Annotated in this window: 18 protein-coding genes; 13 read left to right on the plus strand and 5 right to left on the minus strand. The window is 46.4% G+C overall.

From position 1 onward, the window contains the following. The first annotated feature begins 169 nt into the window (after window positions 1–169). The 4 genes from ETP43_RS01845 (at window position 170) to ETP43_RS01860 (ending at window position 3,493) form a co-directional block, all read left to right on the plus strand. Window positions 170–376: a DUF1858 domain-containing protein gene (locus ETP43_RS01845; RefSeq protein ID WP_022398937.1), complete on the plus strand. Its 207-nt coding sequence runs from the start codon at window positions 170–172 to the stop codon at window positions 374–376. 202 nt (window positions 377–578) lie between these two features. After that, window positions 579–1,568, plus strand: a complete 990-nt coding sequence (locus ETP43_RS01850) for a glycoside hydrolase family 43 protein (RefSeq protein ID WP_129256926.1) — start codon at window positions 579–581, stop codon at window positions 1,566–1,568. 48 nt (window positions 1,569–1,616) lie between these two features. Beyond that, a complete protein-coding gene (locus ETP43_RS01855) occupies window positions 1,617–3,119 on the plus strand; it encodes an alpha-N-arabinofuranosidase (protein WP_129256927.1) in 1,503 nt (500 codons plus the stop codon). A 113-nt stretch (window positions 3,120–3,232) separates the two neighbouring features. Then, window positions 3,233–3,493 (plus strand): DUF6171 family protein, encoded by a 261-nt coding sequence (locus tag ETP43_RS01860; RefSeq protein WP_129256928.1) that lies wholly within the window; start codon window positions 3,233–3,235, stop codon window positions 3,491–3,493. 250 nt (window positions 3,494–3,743) lie between these two features. Here ETP43_RS01860 and ETP43_RS18185 read toward each other — a convergent pair whose 3' ends face one another. Beyond that, window positions 3,744–4,040, minus strand: coding sequence for a DUF6783 domain-containing protein (locus ETP43_RS18185; RefSeq protein WP_334295498.1), 297 nt, complete (start codon window positions 4,038–4,040; stop codon window positions 3,744–3,746). On the opposite strand from ETP43_RS18185, the gene ETP43_RS18190 reads away from it, so the two are divergent. Then, window positions 3,939–4,175: a DUF6783 domain-containing protein gene (locus ETP43_RS18190; protein ID WP_334295499.1), complete on the plus strand. Its 237-nt coding sequence runs from the start codon at window positions 3,939–3,941 to the stop codon at window positions 4,173–4,175. The genes ETP43_RS18185 and ETP43_RS18190 overlap by 102 nt on opposite strands. Here the strand turns inward: ETP43_RS18190 and pdxT are convergent. Next, window positions 4,130–4,699, minus strand: coding sequence for a pyridoxal 5'-phosphate synthase glutaminase subunit PdxT (gene pdxT, locus ETP43_RS01870; RefSeq protein WP_129256930.1), 570 nt, complete (start codon window positions 4,697–4,699; stop codon window positions 4,130–4,132). The two genes, ETP43_RS18190 and pdxT, sit on opposite strands and share 46 nt — an antisense overlap. 1 nt (window position 4,700) lies before the next feature. Further along, the gene (gene pdxS / locus ETP43_RS01875) at window positions 4,701–5,573 is read right to left on the minus strand and encodes a pyridoxal 5'-phosphate synthase lyase subunit PdxS (RefSeq protein WP_181951927.1); all 873 of its coding nucleotides are present in this window, start codon (window positions 5,571–5,573) and stop codon (window positions 4,701–4,703) included. A gap of 134 nt (window positions 5,574–5,707) precedes the next feature. Between pdxS and pdxR the strand changes: the two genes are divergently transcribed. Further along, window positions 5,708–7,105, plus strand: coding sequence for a MocR-like pyridoxine biosynthesis transcription factor PdxR (pdxR, locus tag ETP43_RS01880; protein WP_181951928.1), 1,398 nt, complete (start codon window positions 5,708–5,710; stop codon window positions 7,103–7,105). A 90-nt stretch (window positions 7,106–7,195) separates the two neighbouring features. On the opposite strand, the gene ETP43_RS01885 is transcribed toward pdxR, so the two are convergent. Beyond that, the gene (locus ETP43_RS01885) at window positions 7,196–8,419 is read right to left on the minus strand and encodes a dicarboxylate/amino acid:cation symporter (protein ID WP_129256933.1); all 1,224 of its coding nucleotides are present in this window, start codon (window positions 8,417–8,419) and stop codon (window positions 7,196–7,198) included. Window positions 8,420–8,798: 379 nt separating this feature from the next. On the opposite strand from ETP43_RS01885, the gene ETP43_RS01890 reads away from it, so the two are divergent. The 5 genes from ETP43_RS01890 to ETP43_RS01910 all read left to right on the plus strand — a co-directional run bounded on the left by ETP43_RS01890 (window position 8,799) and on the right by ETP43_RS01910 (window position 14,422). Continuing rightward, entirely contained in the window at window positions 8,799–9,743 is a 945-nt protein-coding gene (locus ETP43_RS01890) for a hypothetical protein (RefSeq protein ID WP_022399047.1), read from the plus strand. 12 nt (window positions 9,744–9,755) lie between these two features. Then, a complete protein-coding gene (locus tag ETP43_RS01895; RefSeq protein ID WP_129256934.1) occupies window positions 9,756–11,435 on the plus strand; it encodes an alpha-amylase family glycosyl hydrolase in 1,680 nt (559 codons plus the stop codon). A 251-nt stretch (window positions 11,436–11,686) separates the two neighbouring features. Next, window positions 11,687–12,979: a chloride channel protein gene (locus ETP43_RS01900; RefSeq protein WP_330546320.1), complete on the plus strand. Its 1,293-nt coding sequence runs from the start codon at window positions 11,687–11,689 to the stop codon at window positions 12,977–12,979. 266 nt (window positions 12,980–13,245) lie between these two features. Next, the gene (locus tag ETP43_RS01905; protein ID WP_022172734.1) at window positions 13,246–13,713 is read left to right on the plus strand and encodes an Hsp20/alpha crystallin family protein; all 468 of its coding nucleotides are present in this window, start codon (window positions 13,246–13,248) and stop codon (window positions 13,711–13,713) included. A 127-nt stretch (window positions 13,714–13,840) separates the two neighbouring features. Then, window positions 13,841–14,422, plus strand: a complete 582-nt coding sequence (locus ETP43_RS01910; protein WP_118576645.1) for a 50S ribosomal protein L25 — start codon at window positions 13,841–13,843, stop codon at window positions 14,420–14,422. 136 nt (window positions 14,423–14,558) lie between these two features. Here the strand turns inward: ETP43_RS01910 and ETP43_RS01915 are convergent, their stop codons facing one another. Continuing rightward, window positions 14,559–15,221, minus strand: a complete 663-nt coding sequence (locus ETP43_RS01915) for a Crp/Fnr family transcriptional regulator (RefSeq protein ID WP_129256935.1) — start codon at window positions 15,219–15,221, stop codon at window positions 14,559–14,561. 186 nt (window positions 15,222–15,407) lie between these two features. On the opposite strand from ETP43_RS01915, the gene ETP43_RS01920 reads away from it, so the two are divergent. Together ETP43_RS01920 and hcp are read left to right on the plus strand one after the other, a co-directional pair. Further along, window positions 15,408–16,025, plus strand: a complete 618-nt coding sequence (locus ETP43_RS01920; RefSeq protein WP_022171204.1) for an ATP-binding protein — start codon at window positions 15,408–15,410, stop codon at window positions 16,023–16,025. A 177-nt stretch (window positions 16,026–16,202) separates the two neighbouring features. Next, window positions 16,203–17,795: a hydroxylamine reductase gene (gene hcp / locus ETP43_RS01925; RefSeq protein ID WP_181951929.1), complete on the plus strand. Its 1,593-nt coding sequence runs from the start codon at window positions 16,203–16,205 to the stop codon at window positions 17,793–17,795. Window positions 17,796–17,813 lie beyond the last annotated feature (18 nt).

Here is a 17,813-nt window from a genome sequence, read left to right on the forward strand (position 1 = left end):
CACCGAGGACGGAGTTCCGTGGATATCACGGATGAATCCACTGGAGCCTGTGGAAAACTGTGAGAAAAATCTACCGAGAAAACTGGAAGTTCTGAGAGAAGTATGATAAAATGTATCAGTAAGTGTGATTGGAAACAGTCGCGAAAACAGTATGAAGGAGGACCCAATCATGAAGGTTACGAAAGAAACCACTATGGGCGAGATGCTGGAACTGGATGGCGGAATCGCTGTGATCCTGATGCAGGCTGGTATGCACTGTGTAGGATGCCCGTCTTCTATCGGAGAATCTCTGGAAGAAGCATGCATGGTGCATGGTCTGGATGCAGACGTTGTTCTGGCAAATATTAACGAATATCTGAGCAGCAAAAACGCGTAAGTCGTAGAAGCGGTTCAAATCTTAAGATCCTCAGTTTCCGGTTGGTGTAAGAAGCACCTGTCGGAACTGAGGATTTTTAAGTTTTGGCAGAGTATACAAAAAGCATATGGCAAATTTGGACTTGTTGCCATATTATCAACAAGTCTATTATTTCTTATAATCAGTAAAAAGGGAATTATTTAAATAGAAAAAGAGGATAAAAATGAATAAAGACAATTATATCCACACGCCATACAACGATGAATGGATCGCGCAGCGGGCGGATCCGTTTGTGTACCGCCACACGGACGGAACCTGCTATTTTACCGCATCTGTACCGGCTTATGACCGGATTATTCTGCGTGCTGCGAACGATCTGGGTGGTCTGGTACATGCGGAGGAGAAAACCCTCTGGGTGAGACATGAAAGCGGACCGCAGAGCATCCATATCTGGGCACCGGAGATTCACTATCTGTTTGGCGGATGGTATATCTACTATGCAGCCGGGGATAAAGATGACATCTGGAACATCCGTCCGTATGTCCTGCATTGCAAGGGGCAGAATCCGATGAAAGATGAATGGGAAGAACTTGGCATGATGCAGGCGGCAGACAGCGATGAATTTTCGTTCCATGCCTTTTCTCTGGACGCGACGGTGTTTGAACACCGGGGAGAATGGTATTATATCTGGGCGGAAAAAACGGGTGTCGGTCGCCAGATTTCCAATCTGTATATCGGAAAAATGGCAGCAGCCAACAAACTCTGCACGGATCAGGTATTGTTGACAACACCGGATTATGACTGGGAGCGGGTGGATTTCTGGGTAAATGAAGGACCGGCGATCTTAAAACATGACGGAAAGATTTTTCTGACTTTTTCCGCAAGCGCGACGGGAGCATGCTACTGCATGGGAATGATGTATATCGATGAAAATGCAGATCTGCTGGATTCGCATGCATGGACGAAACTGCGGCATTCGGTACTGAAAACCGACGAAGAAAAGGGGATTTACGGACCGGGGCACAACTGCTTTGTAAAGGCAGAAGATGGTGTGACGGATCTTTGTGTCTATCATGCCCGCCCGTATGACGAGATCATCGGAGATCCACTGTACGACCCGAACCGCCATGCGAGAATCATGAAAGTGACGTATGACGAAAAAGGATTCCCGGTATTTGTGTACCAGAAGGTGGAAGAAACAGAGTATTTGTAAACGGATATTTGAAAATATACTTTATACATAAAAATATGGAGGAACAACATGGCAAAATTAGTAATCAATGCAGAACGAAAACTTTCCCATATCAATAAAGAACTGCAGGGACATTTTTCCGAGCATCTGGGAAGGTGTATCTATGAGGGACTGTATGTGGGAGAAAATTCTGAAATCCCGAACGTCAACGGGATGCGTACCGATGTGGTGGAAGCCTTAAAACAGATCCGCATCCCGGTACTTCGCTGGCCGGGTGGATGTTTCGCTGACGAATATCACTGGAAAGACGGCATCGGACCGAAAGAAGGAAGAAAGAAAATCGTCAACACCCACTGGGGCGGCGTGGTAGAAGACAACAGCTTCGGAACGCACGAATTCTTCGAGCTGTGCCGTCAGCTGGGCTGTGAGACTTATATCAACGGCAACATGGGAAGCGGAACCGTACAGGAAATGTCTGAGTGGGTAGAATACATGACCTTCGAGGGCGTATCCCCGATGGCAGACCTGAGAACGAAAAACGGTCACAAAGAAGCGTGGACGGTAGATTACTTTGGTGTGGGAAATGAAAACTGGGGCTGTGGCGGTAACATGAACCCGGATTTCTATGGAAATATGTACCGCAGATACCAGACATATGTGCGGAACTATGCCGGAAACAAACCGATCAAAAAGATCGCCTGCGGAGCAAATGTGGACGATTACGAGTGGACAGAGGAAGTCATGAAAACCACCTTCCGTCGAAACGAACCGGGTCAGCACGGATTTATGGACGGGCTGTCTCTGCACTACTATACGCATCCGGGCGGATGGTTAAACAAAGGAAGTGCTACTGAATTTGACGAAAAAAAATGGTACCAGACCATGAAAAAGACCTGGTACATGGACGAACTGATCACCCGTCACGGAGCGATCATGGATAAATACGATCCGAAAAAAGAAGTCGGAATGATCGTCGATGAATGGGGAACCTGGTACGAAGTAGAACCGGGAACCAACCCGGGCTTCCTGTATCAGCAGAACACGATGCGCGATGCCTTGGTAGCAGGTATCAACCTGAATATCTTTAATAAACACAGCGACCGCGTAAAAATGGCAAACATCGCCCAGATGATAAACGTCTTGCAGGCCGTAATCCTGACCGAAGGCAGCAAAATGATCAAAACCCCGACATATCATGTATTTGATATGTACAAATATCATCAGGACGCAGATCTCCTGGACAGCACCCTGGAGACAGAAATCGTAGGACTCGAAGAAGAAAACATGGTACCAAACCTGTCCGAGTCGGTATCCATCGATGCTGATGGCGTAATGCACATCACCATGACCAACCTGGATCTGGAACACGCCTACCCGATCGAGACAACAATCCTCGGCAAAAAAGTGGACTCCATCGAAGCCCAGATCGTCACCCAGGAAATGCACGCAAAAAATACTTTCGAAGATCCGGAAAACGTAACCGTCCAGTCCTTCGAGGGCGTAGAAAAAGTACACGCCGGAATCAAATTCACCATTCCGGCCTGCAGTGTACTGCACATTGCACTGAAATAAAGTCCGCGTGAAAATCTCGGAGCAATCCCTGCGATACCAAAAGGGTGGCCTGTTATACAGGCTGCCCTTTTCCGGTAAAATGACACGATATAAAAAAAGAGAAAGAAAAAACAATGGACACATTCACAAGAATCTGTAAAAAATGTCTGCTTCGTGAAATGAGCGAAGCAGACACCTACAAAACCATGTACGAATACATCGCTAACCTGAACCCCGACGACAAAACCCCGGATCAGGAATACGAAACCCGCCTGGCCCAGTGCAAAACCTGCGACCACCTGCTCTCCGGTATGTGTCGCATCTGCGGCTGCTATGTAGAAATGCGCTCCGCCATAACCCACCGCCACTGCCCGGATATTCATCCGAGATGGTGAAAATTGATCCAAATGGAGAAAACCGGTTTGCCGCGCTGCGGACAGTCTGTTTTAAGCAAAAACTAATGCGAAAACAGGCTGTCTTTTTTACTAAGCAGTTATGATAAAAAACAACTTAAAGAGTAAACAGTTTCAAAGGGAACTGTTCAGTACTTTCAAAGTTACAAGTCATATGTCACTTATTGAATAGTAACTTCCAAAATTAAAAACAATCTACCAGAGGGAAATCTCCCATCGAACAAAACCAGTCTCAATGAAAGCCAGAAGCGGGAGGGAGGACAGCACCGGGCAGACAGCCTTTTGCTGGTGCTTTTAGCAAAGATGAGATCCGGCACCTACGCAGACTTTCGCGAGGGTCCGCCGACCCTCGCGAATATAGTCGGAGTTGGTGACTAGAGCGTGTCTGAAAAATCATTTCCGCAATCTGCAAGCCCCACTTTGCGGTATATTTTACCCTCATTCGGTTGCCGTAGCCCGCTACGCCGCCCTCATTCGGATAAAATCTCCCACAAACTGGGACTCGCAGCTCACGAAAAGCCTTTTTCAGACACGCTCTAGCTCAGATTTGCGTTACCAGCGGCTGTCTGCCCGGTGCTGTCCTCCCTCCCGCTTCGTCCGTCATAAACCCAACCGAACTTATTTTTCTCCACACATCCGTAAAAACTCTTCATGCACCCGCTGATCCTCATCCAGCTCCGGATGAAACGCCAGCGCTATCTGCTTCCCATACCGAACCGCCACAACCCGGTCCTCTACCACAGCCAGCACTTCAACACCATCCGAAACCTCCGACACATAAGGCGCCCGGATAAACGTCATAGGAATCTCCCCAATTCCCTTAAACTCTGCCTCCGTATGAAAACTACCAAGCTGCCGTCCATAGGCATTCCGCTTCACCACCATCGGGACCGTCTGAAGATGCACCGTCGCATCACCCTCCAGCGAATCAGCCAGAAGAATCATCCCCGCGCAGGTAGCCAAAACCGGAAGCCCCTCCTGAATCTGCTTCCGGATCGTATCAAACATCCCAAGCTCCCGTAAAAGCTTCCCCTGTACCGTACTTTCGCCGCCGGGAAGAACCAGCCCGTCATAAGACTGGTTCAGATCCTCCGCCTTGCGAAGTTCCACACAGGAAACACCAAGCGCTTCCAGCTTCCGCTCGTGCTCAATAAAAGCCCCCTGTACAGCAAGAACCGCAATCTTCATCTTATTTGCCCCTTTCTGCCATCAGAAGCTGAATCTCAGACTCATTGATACCAACCATCGCTTCTCCGAGATCCTCAGACAATTTGGCGATCATCTTCGCATCCGTATAATTCGTAACCGCTTTTACAATCGCATTTGCTCTCTTCTCCGGATTACCTGATTTGAAGATACCGGATCCTACGAAGACACCCTCGGCACCCAGCTGCATCATCAAAGCTGCATCTGCAGGAGTAGCCACACCGCCGGCAGCAAAATTAACAACCGGAAGCTTTCCATTTTCATGTACATAAGCAACCAGATCAAAAGGAACCTGTAACTGCTTTGCAATTTCAAAAAGCTCATCCTCGCGCATGCCTTTGATCTGTGCGATCGCGCTGTTCATTTTCCGCATATGACGTACCGCCTGTACGATATCACCGGTTCCAGGTTCTCCTTTGGTACGAATCATGGAAGCACCCTCGTTGATCCGGCGAAGCGCCTCGCCCAGATCTTTTGCGCCACATACAAAAGGAACTTTAAAATTCTTCTTATTGATATGATACACATCATCAGCCGGAGAGAGCACCTCACTCTCATCGATATAATCAATCTCGATTGCTTCGAGAACTTGAGCCTCCACAAAATGACCGATTCGGCATTTTGCCATAACCGGGATAGAAACCGCGTTCTGGATGCCCTGGATCATCTTCGGATCACTCATACGGGAAACGCCGCCCGCTGCACGGATATCTGCCGGGATCCGCTCCAGAGCCATGACCGCACAGGCACTGGCTACTTCCGCGATCTTTGCCTGCTCTGGTGTGGTAACATCCATGATGACACCGCCCTTTAACATCTGTGCCAGTTCTTTGTTCAGTTCGTATCTGTTTTCCATAATAATATTCCTCCTTAAGTAGTAGGTTAATCTCTTGAAAAAAATATATGGGTAGATTATAATGCTAAAGTGAATATGAAAAAATTATCAAAATAAATATATTCAGTAAGGCCAGACAGGAGAAAAGAAGAAGCATGCTGACGTATAATTTTACAAATATAGGGTCAGATTCGATGTATGAATATCTGTATAAATGCATCAAAAACGACATTTTACAGGGCAATTTGCAGGCAGGAGAGAAACTTCCGTCCAAGCGGAGTTTTGCAAAAAATTTGGGTATCAGCGTGATCACCGTAGAAAATGCCTATGAGCAGCTGATCGCGGAGGGTTATATCTATTCCATGCCCAAAAGAGGATTCTATGTAACGGATTTTAAGGGCGCACTGGAGACCAAACAGAGAGAAGAAGTGCAGGAGATCATTCCCCTGACCAGCGGAGAAAACAGTTATCTGGCGGATTTTACCAGTAACCAGACCGAAGCCGATCAGTTTCCGTTTACCATCTGGGCAAAGATGATCCGGGAGGTATTAAGCGACAGCCGGATCCAGCTGATGACCAACCCGCCCTGTGGAGGAATCATGTCGCTCAGACAGTCGATCGCGGGCTATCTGAAAGACTTCCGGGGCATGACGGTACAGCCGGAGCAGATCATCATCGGAGCCGGAACCGAGTACCTGTACGGGCTTCTGATCCAGCTTTTGGGACACGAAGCGGTCTATGCGGTGGAAAATCCGGGGTATCAGAAGATCGGAAAAATCTATCAGAACTATCAGGTTAACTGGAAATACATCGATATGGATAAAGAAGGCGTGGAAGTTTCTCAGTTAGAGGAAAAAAAGGTAGATATTGTACATATTTCTCCATCCCATCATTATCCGACCGGAATCGTGATGCCGATCAGCCGCCGTTATGAACTCCTTGGCTGGGCGGCGAAAGGAGAAGGAAAATACATCATCGAGGACGATTACGACAGTGAACTGCGTCTGGGAGGGAAACCGATCCCGACCCTGCAAAGTATCGATATTTCCGAAAAAGTTATTTATATGAATACCTTTACAAAGACGCTGGCTTCTACCGTGCGTATCAGTTATATGATCCTGCCGCGTCCGCTTCTGGAACAGTTTTACCAGAAATTATCATTTTATTCCTGTACGGTATCAAACTTTGAACAATATACCCTGGATCTGTTTATCAAAGAAGGATATTTCGAAAAACATATTAACCGGCTGCGCAATTACTATCAAAATAAGAAAAATGGATTCTTATCTGCGATCCGGGATAGTGGCCTGCACAAATGTGTGGAAATATCCGGGGAAGAGGCCGGTGTGCATTTCTTGATGAAACTGAAAACGGAGAAAGCGGAGGAGAATGTAATAGAGCTGGCAAAAGCCCAGGGCATCAAGCTGTCACCACTTTCCAAGTTCTACTATGAAAAGAAGGCAGGAATTGAAAACACGTATGTAATGAATTATTCTTCGGTAGATATGGAGCGGATCGGAAAGATTGTAAGAGGGCTGGAGAAAATCTGCTGAAAAAAATGAGAAAATAAAAACGGGATGCACCTGGAATCATTTTTGATATCCGGGTGTATCCCGTTTTCTGCACTTATGTAATTAATTGTTTTATTCGTCTAACTTGATTTTCTCCTTTAGAACCACGCAGGCAGCCAGGTCACCGATGACGTTGACACAGGTTGCACCCATATCACACAGGGTGTTGATACTGATGTAGACACCCATAACGCCGGCCGGAAGCCCTGCCATGGTAGCAAGAGCTGCGAAAGAAGCAATGGCTCCGCCGGGGATACCCGGAGTTCCCACAGAAAGGAGAACGTTGGCTAACAGGATGATGATCATCATGCTGATGCTTACGTTAATACCGCAGGCATTGGCGAAGAACATGATCATAAAGGACATCAGGATGGATACCGCATCCATGTTGACAGTTGCTCCCAGAGGAATGGTGATACTGGTGATTTTGTTGGAGACACCGAGTTCTTCTTCCACACACTGTTTGCTGATCGGGATGGTTGCGGAACTGGAACAGGTTCCGAAGGCATTCAGAGCAGCAGGCATGATGGCCTTGAAGAATTTGACCGGGCTTGTCTTACCAAGAATTTTTACGGATCCTCCATAGATGAACAGTGCAAATCCGTAGAAAGTTACATACAGAATGATCAGCTGGGTAGCCAGAGACAGGATCGTCTTGGTTCCGTTGGCTTCTACAACCGGTACGATGGTACAGAAGACACCGATCGGGGTAAAATACATCACAGTGCTGATGATCTTCAGACATACCTCGTTACAGGAATCAATCAGATGTAACAGAGGTTCCCCTTTTTCTTTGATCGCCAACAGGGTAAAACCGATGATAACGGCAAATACCAGAACCTGAAGCATATTTCCGTTGGCAAAAGCAGCTACCGGATTGGACGGGATCAGGTTTTTTACGGTATCCAGGATGCTGGTCATCTCGGTAGCCTGGATATCGGAAGTTGCCATCTCGAAGTTAACTCCTTTTCCAAGGCGGATCAGACGTGGGATGATCAGTCCTGCCAGACTGGCAAGTCCGGTGGTACACAGGAAAAAGATCATGGAATAACCGGTAATCTTTCCGGTGGTACGGGCATTACCGATACTGGTGATACCCATGATGATGGAACAGAAGACCAGAGGGAAGATCATCATATTCAGTGCATTCATATAGATGCTTCCCAGAAGACTGGTGACGGTCAGTACAGGTTCAAACCGTCCAGCAAGAAAAAGTCCGGTCAGAATACCGAGAATCAGACCGATGAAGATTGCACTCGTGATATGTTTTTGATACCACGCATAAAACTTTTTCATAGATTTCCTCCTCTTTTGAAATTTTTTCTGGCAGTGCCAGATCGTTCATTTGTCAGTGGCTGCGGTGCCTGTGTGTCCGTGCTGACGAAAGATGACAGCACGAACGCCGGGAAACAACAGCGCTGCACTTGTATAATGAGTGCCCGACAAAATATGAAATATTTTATCATAAAGATATTAAATAAATATTACATAAAAATTACACGGAGAAATATTTTGAAGAAATATTGACGAAAAACAGGTATCTGGCATATAATAACAGCGATTATATCCCGATATGTTTTTAACAATCTCGGGAAGTAATCCATTTATCTGACAGACAAGTGAAAACGCAATGATTCAGCAGCTGCCAGAAGGCAGCGGACAAGAGGAGGCAAACATGAACAAATATGTGGAAAACCCTTCTGCATGGACTGCACCGGTGATCCCGGAGAAGATCCCACAGGGCGACATGCCAGGAGACAAGATCGAGATTGGTGAAGATCACATCAACAAAGCAAACCTGATCTTCAGAGAACTTTTAGGACAGATCAGAGAACTGAAAAAAGAAGACGCAGACCGCAAGATCGTACTGACTGTATGCGGTGGATCCGGAGTAGGAAAATCAGAGACCGCTTCTCTGCTTTCTTTCTATTTTAATCAGATTGGAATGAAAGCCTATACACTGTCCGGAGATAACTATCCGCACAGAATTCCAAAGTACAACGATGCAGAACGTCTTCATGTATTTCGTGAGAGCGCGATCCGCGGTATGGTAAAAGACGGAACATTTACAAAAGAAAGATTCGACATCATCCATGAAAGACAGATTGCAGGAATGGATGCAGATCCGAAGCTGAAAGAGAGCTACGACTGGTATGAATCTTATCTGGAGAATGGTAAGACAGGCCTGAGAGGATATCTTGGTACCCTGAATGAAATCGATTTCAAAGAAGTGGAAGGAATCGTTGAAAGCTTTAAAAACAAGGCAGAAAAGATCTGGCTGAAACGGATGGGAAGAGAAGATACCGAACTGTGGTATGAAGAAGTGGATTTCTCTGATACCGAGATCCTGATCATCGAGTGGACACACGGAAACAGTGACAATTACAAGGGTGTAGATATTCCGGTTCTGTTAAACAGTACTCCACAGGAGACTATGGCACACAGAAAAGCAAGAAACCGTGACGGTGCTGTAGACAGCCCATTTACCACCATGGTACTGGAACTGGAACAGGATATGCTGGAGAGCCAGGCTCATAAAGCGAAAGTGATCGTATCCAAAGCAGGAAAACTGTTATCCTATGACGAATACAAAGAGATTATGGATCAGGGAAGAATATAAGGAGAGAGAAGCATGAGTAAAATGACCGTTACAGCAGATGCAAAACCGATGTTAAATGCATATCCGGACAGCGTAGGCGGAACCCTCAGCGATATCACCGGATTTTTACAGAAACCGGAATTAAAGGATGTATTTTCTTCCTTCTATATTCTTCCAAGTGTATTTAATACGGATCTGGATCGCGGATTTTCCGTGATCGATTACACACTGAACGAAGAACTGGCGGACCGGAAAGATCTGGAAGCACTGGATAAACTGGGTATCAATCTGAAACTCGACTTTATCCTGAATCACGCTTCTGTATTATCCAGTCAGTTTCAGGATATTCTGAAAAATGGTGACGATTCCAAATATCGTGATTTCTTCATTGACTGGAACAAATTCTGGGACGGTAAGGGAACCATGACCGAGGAAGGCTACATCCAGCCGGATCAGGAGCTGATCCAGCATATGTTCTTCCGCAAACCGGGTCTTCCGATCCTGATGGTACGTTTCCCGGATGGGAAAAATGTACCGTACTGGAATACCTTCTATCAGGAAATCAAATATCCGGTTCTGGATGCACAGGATATCATGCAGGTAGCTAACGTGCAGTATTATAAGGCAGATCTGATCGCAAAGAAAGTCAACGAAGAGATCGCAGCAGGTAAGAAACCGGCGGAACTCACCATCGATGACAGCTGTAAGGACAGCGTTGTGGAACTGCTGGAGAGCAAGAGAAAATACCTAGGACAGATGGATCTGAACATCAAATCCCCGCTGGTATGGGAGTTCTATGAGAATACTCTGAAAACACTGGCTGGATACGGTGCAAAGATCGTCCGTTTGGATGCATTTGCCTATGCGCCGAAGGAGCCGGGTGAGAAAAACTTCCTGAATGAGCCGGGAACCTGGGAACTACTGGAAAAAGTCCGCAAACTGGCAGACAAATATAACCTGACGCTGCTTCCGGAGATCCATGCAAGCTACGGAGAGAAGAACTATGAACAGATTGCAAAACAGGGTTACATGACCTACGATTTCTTCCTTCCGGGAATGATCATCGATGCACTGGAAAGCGGCAACGGTTCCACTCTGGAAAAATGGGCAAAAGAACTGATGGAAAAAGAAATCCATGTAGTCAACATGCTGGGCTGCCACGATGGAATCCCGCTTCTGGATCTGAAGGGGCTGATCCCGGAAGAAAGAATCCAGCAGATCATCGACACTGTTGTTGCAAGAGGCGGATATGTGAAAGATCTTCATGGTCAGAAAAATGTATATTATCAGGTAAATGCAACTTATTACAGTGCACTGGGCGAAGATGACAAAAAAATGCTTATGGCCAGAGCACTGCAGATGTTCATGCCTGGAAAACCGCAGGTATGGTACTTGGATCTTTTCGCTGGCAAGAACGACCACGAGGCTGTTAAACGTGCCGGTGCCGGCGGTCATAAAGAAATCAATCGTACCAATCTGTCCGCAGCACAGATCGAAGAACTGATGAAGACAGATATCGTAAAAGAACAGTTGAAACTTCTGCATTTTAGAAACGTATCCAAAGCGTTCGGCTTTGATGCAGAACTTGCAGTATCCACAGAAGATGAAATCATTACCTTCATCTGGACAAACCAGGGCGAGAGTGCAACACTGCGCGCAAATCTGAAGACTTTTGAGTACGAGATTACAGATTCTGAGGGAATCTACGCATAAGGGGATCAGGCAGTGATGTGAGGGAGTAAAAGAAATAAGAGAAAACAGGGCGAACGCTGAGAGGGAAGCAGCTTCGCCCTGTTTTTTCGTTGCACTGCATATCAATAATTGCGCCAGTGAACCAATTTTCCATGATATTTAAAGTTCATTGCGCTGGAAAAATATACAGGGATAGCGTATACTGAAAGAAAGTATGATTCCGGGAAAATGAGGCGGAAATACGAAAGAGGAAAAGGGAAGCGGGGGAATATATGGAACCTATGAAAAAGGGACATCACCGTCTGGAAGTGATGTCACATTATTATGGAAAACGGATACAGCAGGATATGAGCAACTTTGTCAAATGGATCCTGCTGGCACTTCTGATCGGTGGAGTGGTTGGCGGTGCCAGCAGTTTATTTGCCGGGTGTCTGAGTTGGGTGACACAGTTTCGGGCAGACAGACCGGCGGTTGTTTTATTATTGCCTTTTGGTGGTCTGTTGATTGTATTTTTATATCAGAAGATTGGAAAAGAGGACAGAGGAACAAACCAGGTACTCTCTACGATCCGGTCGCAGGATGAGGTCCCGCTTCGTTCAGCACCACTGATTTTTATCGCTACAGCATTGACACATCTGCTTGGTGGCTCAGCAGGCCGGGAAGGTGCGGCGATCCAGCTTGGAGGAAGTATCGGAAATCAACTGGGACGGTGGATCCATCTGGATGAGGAAGACCGCCATGTGATCGTTATGTGCGGGATGAGTGCTGCGTTTTCGGCTGTTTTCGGTACGCCGATGGCGGCAGCGGTATTTGCCATGGAAGTGGTCAGCGTAGGTGTGATGTACTATGCGGCTTTGCTGCCCTGTGTGGTGGCATCGCTGGTTGCTTATGATTTTGCGGGAAGTTTCGGAATCCATCCGGAGAACTTTCATGTCACGGGAATCCCGGCATTTTCGATGGAAAACGGGATTAAAATGGGCATCATCGCCGTAGGCTGCGGTGCAGTCAGTATCCTTTTTTGTCTGTTGCTGGAATATGTGAGCAAGGGATATGATAAATGGCTGAAAAATCCATATCTGCGTGTCTTCGCGGCGGGCTGTCTGGTAGTAGTCCTGTACTGGATCCTTGGGACAGACCGGTATATGGGTGCGGGTAATCAGCTGATCGAGCAGGCAGTGGAACATGGACAGACGCAGACCTTTGACTTTTTCTGGAAAATGCTTCTGACAGCACTGGCGATGCGTGCAGGTTTTCGAGGGGGGGAGATTGTTCCTTCGTTTGCCATTGGTGCCACCTTTGGCTGTCTGGCAGGACAGATCATGGGATTTTCACCGTCTTTAAGTGCAGCCGCCGGGATGACTGCTGTGTTCTGCGGTGTGACGAACTGCCCGGTTACTTCTATACTGATAGCCTTTGAGTTGTTTGGCTTCCAGGGCGTTTCATATTATCTGCTGGCTGTGGCGGTCAGCTATGCAGTGTCCGGATATTACGGGCTGTATAAAGACCAGACGATCGTGTACTCAAAATATAAGGCGAAATATGTAAATCGGCATACGAAGACCTGATAACTAATTGAAAGACGAACTTCTACCTTGATGTTGCGGCAAACAAAGTAAGGGCGGAAGTTCGTTTTTCATTTTAGAAGGACACAAAATCTTCACAAAAAAAATCAGCACTCCCCCTTGACGAGTGCTGATTGAAGTGTTATATTACATCTAGAACAAAGGAAGGGAACAAAAAGAACGAAGAAAAAGTTCGAAAGCTCCTGAAGCATCCCAGTTCCAAAGAAACAAGGTAATAATACATGATGAATAAAAAGGAGAGATGACTTATGTTGATGCCTAGTATTTTTGGAGAGAATTTGTTTGATGACTTTTTTGATGATTATTTTCCGTTCGATACCGACAAGGAACTGCACAAAGCAGAGAAAAAACTGTACGGCAGAAGAGCCGGACATGTGATGAAAACCGATATCAAAGAAAAAGACAATGGATATGAATTTGAAATAGATCTTCCGGGATTTGCCAAAGATGAAGTAAAGGTTTCTCTGGAAAATGGTTATATGACCATCGAGGCAGCCAAAGGCCTTGATAAAGATGAGAAAGAAAAAGAAACCGGAAAATATATCCGTAAAGAACGTTATGCAGGTGCCTGCACACGTAGCTTCTATGTGGGAGAGGAAGTAGATCCGGATGAGATCAAAGCCGAATTCAAACATGGTATTCTGAAACTGTTCGTTCCGAAGAAAGAAGCAAAACCGGCAGTGGAAGAAAACAAATATATTGCCATTGAAGGATAATATCTGAATCGGGTAACTATTAACCATACGGTTTGCCGAATGGCAGACGGTAGCACATTTATATATAATACTTAACAAAACCTCTTTGTAGAAGGCTGCTAAGCAATCAGTTTGGAGGAAAAGATAAATGAATACTTTAAAAGCTGAAAAAAGAAGCATGGACGTCAAAGCAAAGAAATTAAGAAGAGAAGGCTATGTCACAGGTAATCTGTTTGGCAGAGAGATTGAAGGATCTCTTCCGATCCAGATGACGAAAAAGGCAGTAGATCAGCTGCTGAAAACGGACAACAAAGGAAGTCAGGTTATGCTGGAAGTAGACGGCAAGACCTACGATGCACTGATCAAAGAGGTTGATTACAATGCAATGGCAAACCGCGTGGATGAGATTGATTTCCAGGCACTGGTAAGTACCGAGAAAGTACATTCCGTAGCGGAAATCGTTCTGCTCAACCATGAGAAAGTAGAGGCAGGTGTTCTGCAGGAAGATCTGGAAGAGATTTCTTATAAGGCACTGCCTGCTGACCTGATGGATAAAGTTCAGGTGGATGTCGGTGAGATGAAGATCGGTGATGTGATCAAAGTCAAAGATCTGGAGATCGCCAAGAATCCGAACATCGATCTGAAAACAGATCCGGAAGCAGTTGTTGTATCCTGCACCGCAGTTCACAACAGTGTACCGGAACCGGAGACAGCAGAAGAGGCTGAATAATACAAAAATCAAGTAAATAAAAACACAAACAGGGCGAATCGTTCGAAAGAGCGATTCGCCCTGTTTAGTGTCTTACAAAAACTGTTTTTCAGTAAATCGGGAACACTCTGCGAAGATGCACACGGCATCCTATTCTTTATTCTCTGTTTTTTAGGACAAATTCATTTTTTTTCACTTCCAACAGCCCGTCCTTCTGCATTTTCCCAATTTCTTTCGAAAGCGCACTTCGGTCTACGCTGAGATAGTCAGCGAGCTGCTGGCGGTTGAAGGCGATGGTGATCTCAGGTGAGCCGATGAGCAGTTCCTGATAGGAAAGATAGGCGAGTAGCCGTTCACGGATGGTTTTTGGTGTGGTGTGCAGGATCCGGCGGGAAAGCTGCAGGTTACTGGTTGCCATGATGCGAAGCAGATTTTCAATCATCTGCTGGTGATGGCTGCATGGTTTTTCACAGGTATGCAAAATCTTCGGAACATCCAGAAATAAAATCTGACTGGGCGTGACAGATACGACATTGACCATCAGCGGTTCCGAAGGGGAACAGGCGTAGGCTTCGCCGAAAAGCTGTCCGGATCCGACGTGATTCAGGATATTTTTACTGCCCCAGAAATCGTCAATTTCAATATGAACAGAACCTTCCAGTACGATTCCTACAGAGGTAATAGATTCACCGGCACAAAAGATCATTTCCCCTTTGGAAAACGACCGGATCTGTCCGGAGAGACAATGCAGAATAGACGGAATTTCCTCCGGTTTCACACCATAAAACAGGGGGATTTTTTTTAATATTGGAAAATCCATTTTTTCTCCTTTTTGTGGTTAAAACAACATATTTTTATCTGATATTATAGTATCCTCTGTTTGTAAACGCAAGGGAGCTGTTGCAAAGAGAAGAAGGACAGCATAACAGAGACAGAAATGCATTTGTGTAAAATCAGATATAGAGAGATTTCAGGAGTGCATACAGAAAATAAGGAGGAATCGAATATGATCCGAAGAGTGATTCAGATAGAGGAAGATAAATGTAACGGTTGTGGCGCCTGTGCTAAGGCCTGTCACGAAGGGGCAATCGGTATGGTAAACGGGAAAGCAAAACTGATGCGCGACGATTACTGCGACGGACTGGGGGATTGCCTTCCGGCATGTCCGATGGATGCGATTCATTTTATTGAACGGGAAGCGGAAGCTTATGACGAGGCGGCAGTGCTGAAAAATAAAGAAGAAAAGGCGAAAGCGGAGCGTTCCCGTCTGCGTCAGTGGCCGGTACAGATCAAATTACTGCCGGTGCATGCACCTTTTTATGAGGGAGCGAACCTGCTGATCGCGGCAGACTGTACAGCGTACGCTTATGCGAAGTTCCACGATGAATTTTTAAAAAACCGTGTGGTGCTGGTGGGATGTCCGAAACTTGACAGCACCGATTATGCCGTTAAACTGGCAGAGATCATCCGGCAGAATGCGGTGCAGAGTATCACTGTTGTCCGCATGGAGGTTCCATGTTGCGGAGGACTTGAGATGGCGGCAAAACGTGCCCTTGAAGCGAGCGGAAAACGGCTGCCATGGCAGGTGATCACGGTCGGAACTGACGGTACGATCCGGGAGTAACGGGCAGAACGTTTTCCAGGCAGACGGATGGGAAAAACCAAACGGTGTAATCTGTGAGGATATCTGTGCGAGAGACATAGTACGAAGGATAAAAGCAGAAAAATTAGGGATACTTATGAGATAGATAAGGTAAAAGTAAAGAAAACGATAAAAAAACTGATAAAAGGAGTACAAAAAATGGAGAAAAATATGTTTTGTTTTCAGTGTGAGCAGACAGCAGGATGCAATGGATGTACCGGAAAGCGCGGAGTATGCGGAAAGACGGCTGATGTAGCAAAGGCGCAGGATGAGCTGACAGGGGCACTGATCGGCCTTGCGAAGACCTGCGGCAACAATCCGAAGACCGCCGATACCGACCGGGTGATCATCGAGGGATTATTTACAACACTGACCAATGTAAGTTTCAACGAAGAGACGGTTCGTGTGATGATCGAGCGTGTGGAAGAGGAAAAAAGCAGAATCGCACCGGGATGCGGAACCTGTGTGGCAAAATGTGGCAATACCGACAATTATGATATGGAACAAATCTGGAATGCAGACGAGGATATCCGGTCGTTAAAATCCCTGTTGCTATTCGGCATCCGGGGTGTTGCAGCGTATGCATACCATGCGATGGTACTTGGATATCAGTCGGAAGAAGTGAACTTCTTTTTATATAAAGCACTGGCTACGTTGTCTATGGATCTTGGCATGGAAGAACTTCTCCCGGTGGTTTTGGAGACGGGAAAAGTTAATCTGACCTGTATGGAACTGCTGGATCGTGCCAACACAGAGACTTACGGAATTCCGAAACCTACAGAGGTTTCACTGAAAGTGGAAAAAGGGCCGTTTATCGTGGTTACCGGTCATGATCTGCGTGATCTGAAGCTGCTTCTGGAACAGACCGAAGGAAAGGGCATCAATATCTATACCCATGGCGAGATGCTTCCGGCACACGCATACCCGGAACTGAAAAAATACGGTCATCTGAAAGGAAACTTCGGAACGGCATGGCAGAACCAGCAGAAAGAATTTGCGGATCTTCCGGGAGCCATCCTGTTTACGACCAACTGTCTGATGCCACCGAAGGAGAGCTACGCAGACCGCGTCTTTTCCACGGAAGTGGTTTCTTATCCGGGTGTGGTGCATGTAGATGACGGAAAAGATTTCACACCGGTGATCGAAAAGGCACTGGAACTTGGCGGATTTGAGGAAGACAGGCAGTACAAGGGAATCAACGGCGGAGAAAAGCTGACCACCGGTTTCGGACACGGAACGATCCTGCAGGCAGCAGATCAGATCGTGGATGCGGTAAAAGCAGGAGCAATCCGGCATTTCTTCCTGGTAGGCGGATGTGATGGAGCGAGAAAAGGCAGAAACTACTATACGGAATTCGTAAAACAGACACCTGCAGATACGATTATTCTTACACTGGCGTGTGGAAAATACCGGTTTAACGATCTGGATCTCGGAAGCATCGGCGGTTTCCCTCGGATCATGGATATGGGACAGTGTAACGATGCCTACGGAGCCATCAAAGTGGCAGTCGCGCTTGCAGAAGCTTTCGACTGCGGAGTCAATGAACTTCCGCTTTCCATGGTGCTTTCCTGGTACGAGCAGAAGGCGGTGTGCATCCTGCTGACACTTCTGCACCTTGGAATCAAAAATATTTATCTCGGACCGTCTCTCCCGGCATTTCTGTCTCCCAATGTGCTACAGTATCTGGTAGAAAATTATCAGATCAGCCCGATCGGGGATCCGAAGGAAGATCTGGAGAAAATGCTGGGATAATGGGCAGTAGAGTCAAAA

The organism is Blautia faecicola, assembly GCF_004123145.1.
GTDB classification, from domain to species: Bacteria; Bacillota; Clostridia; order Lachnospirales; family Lachnospiraceae; genus Oliverpabstia; species Oliverpabstia faecicola.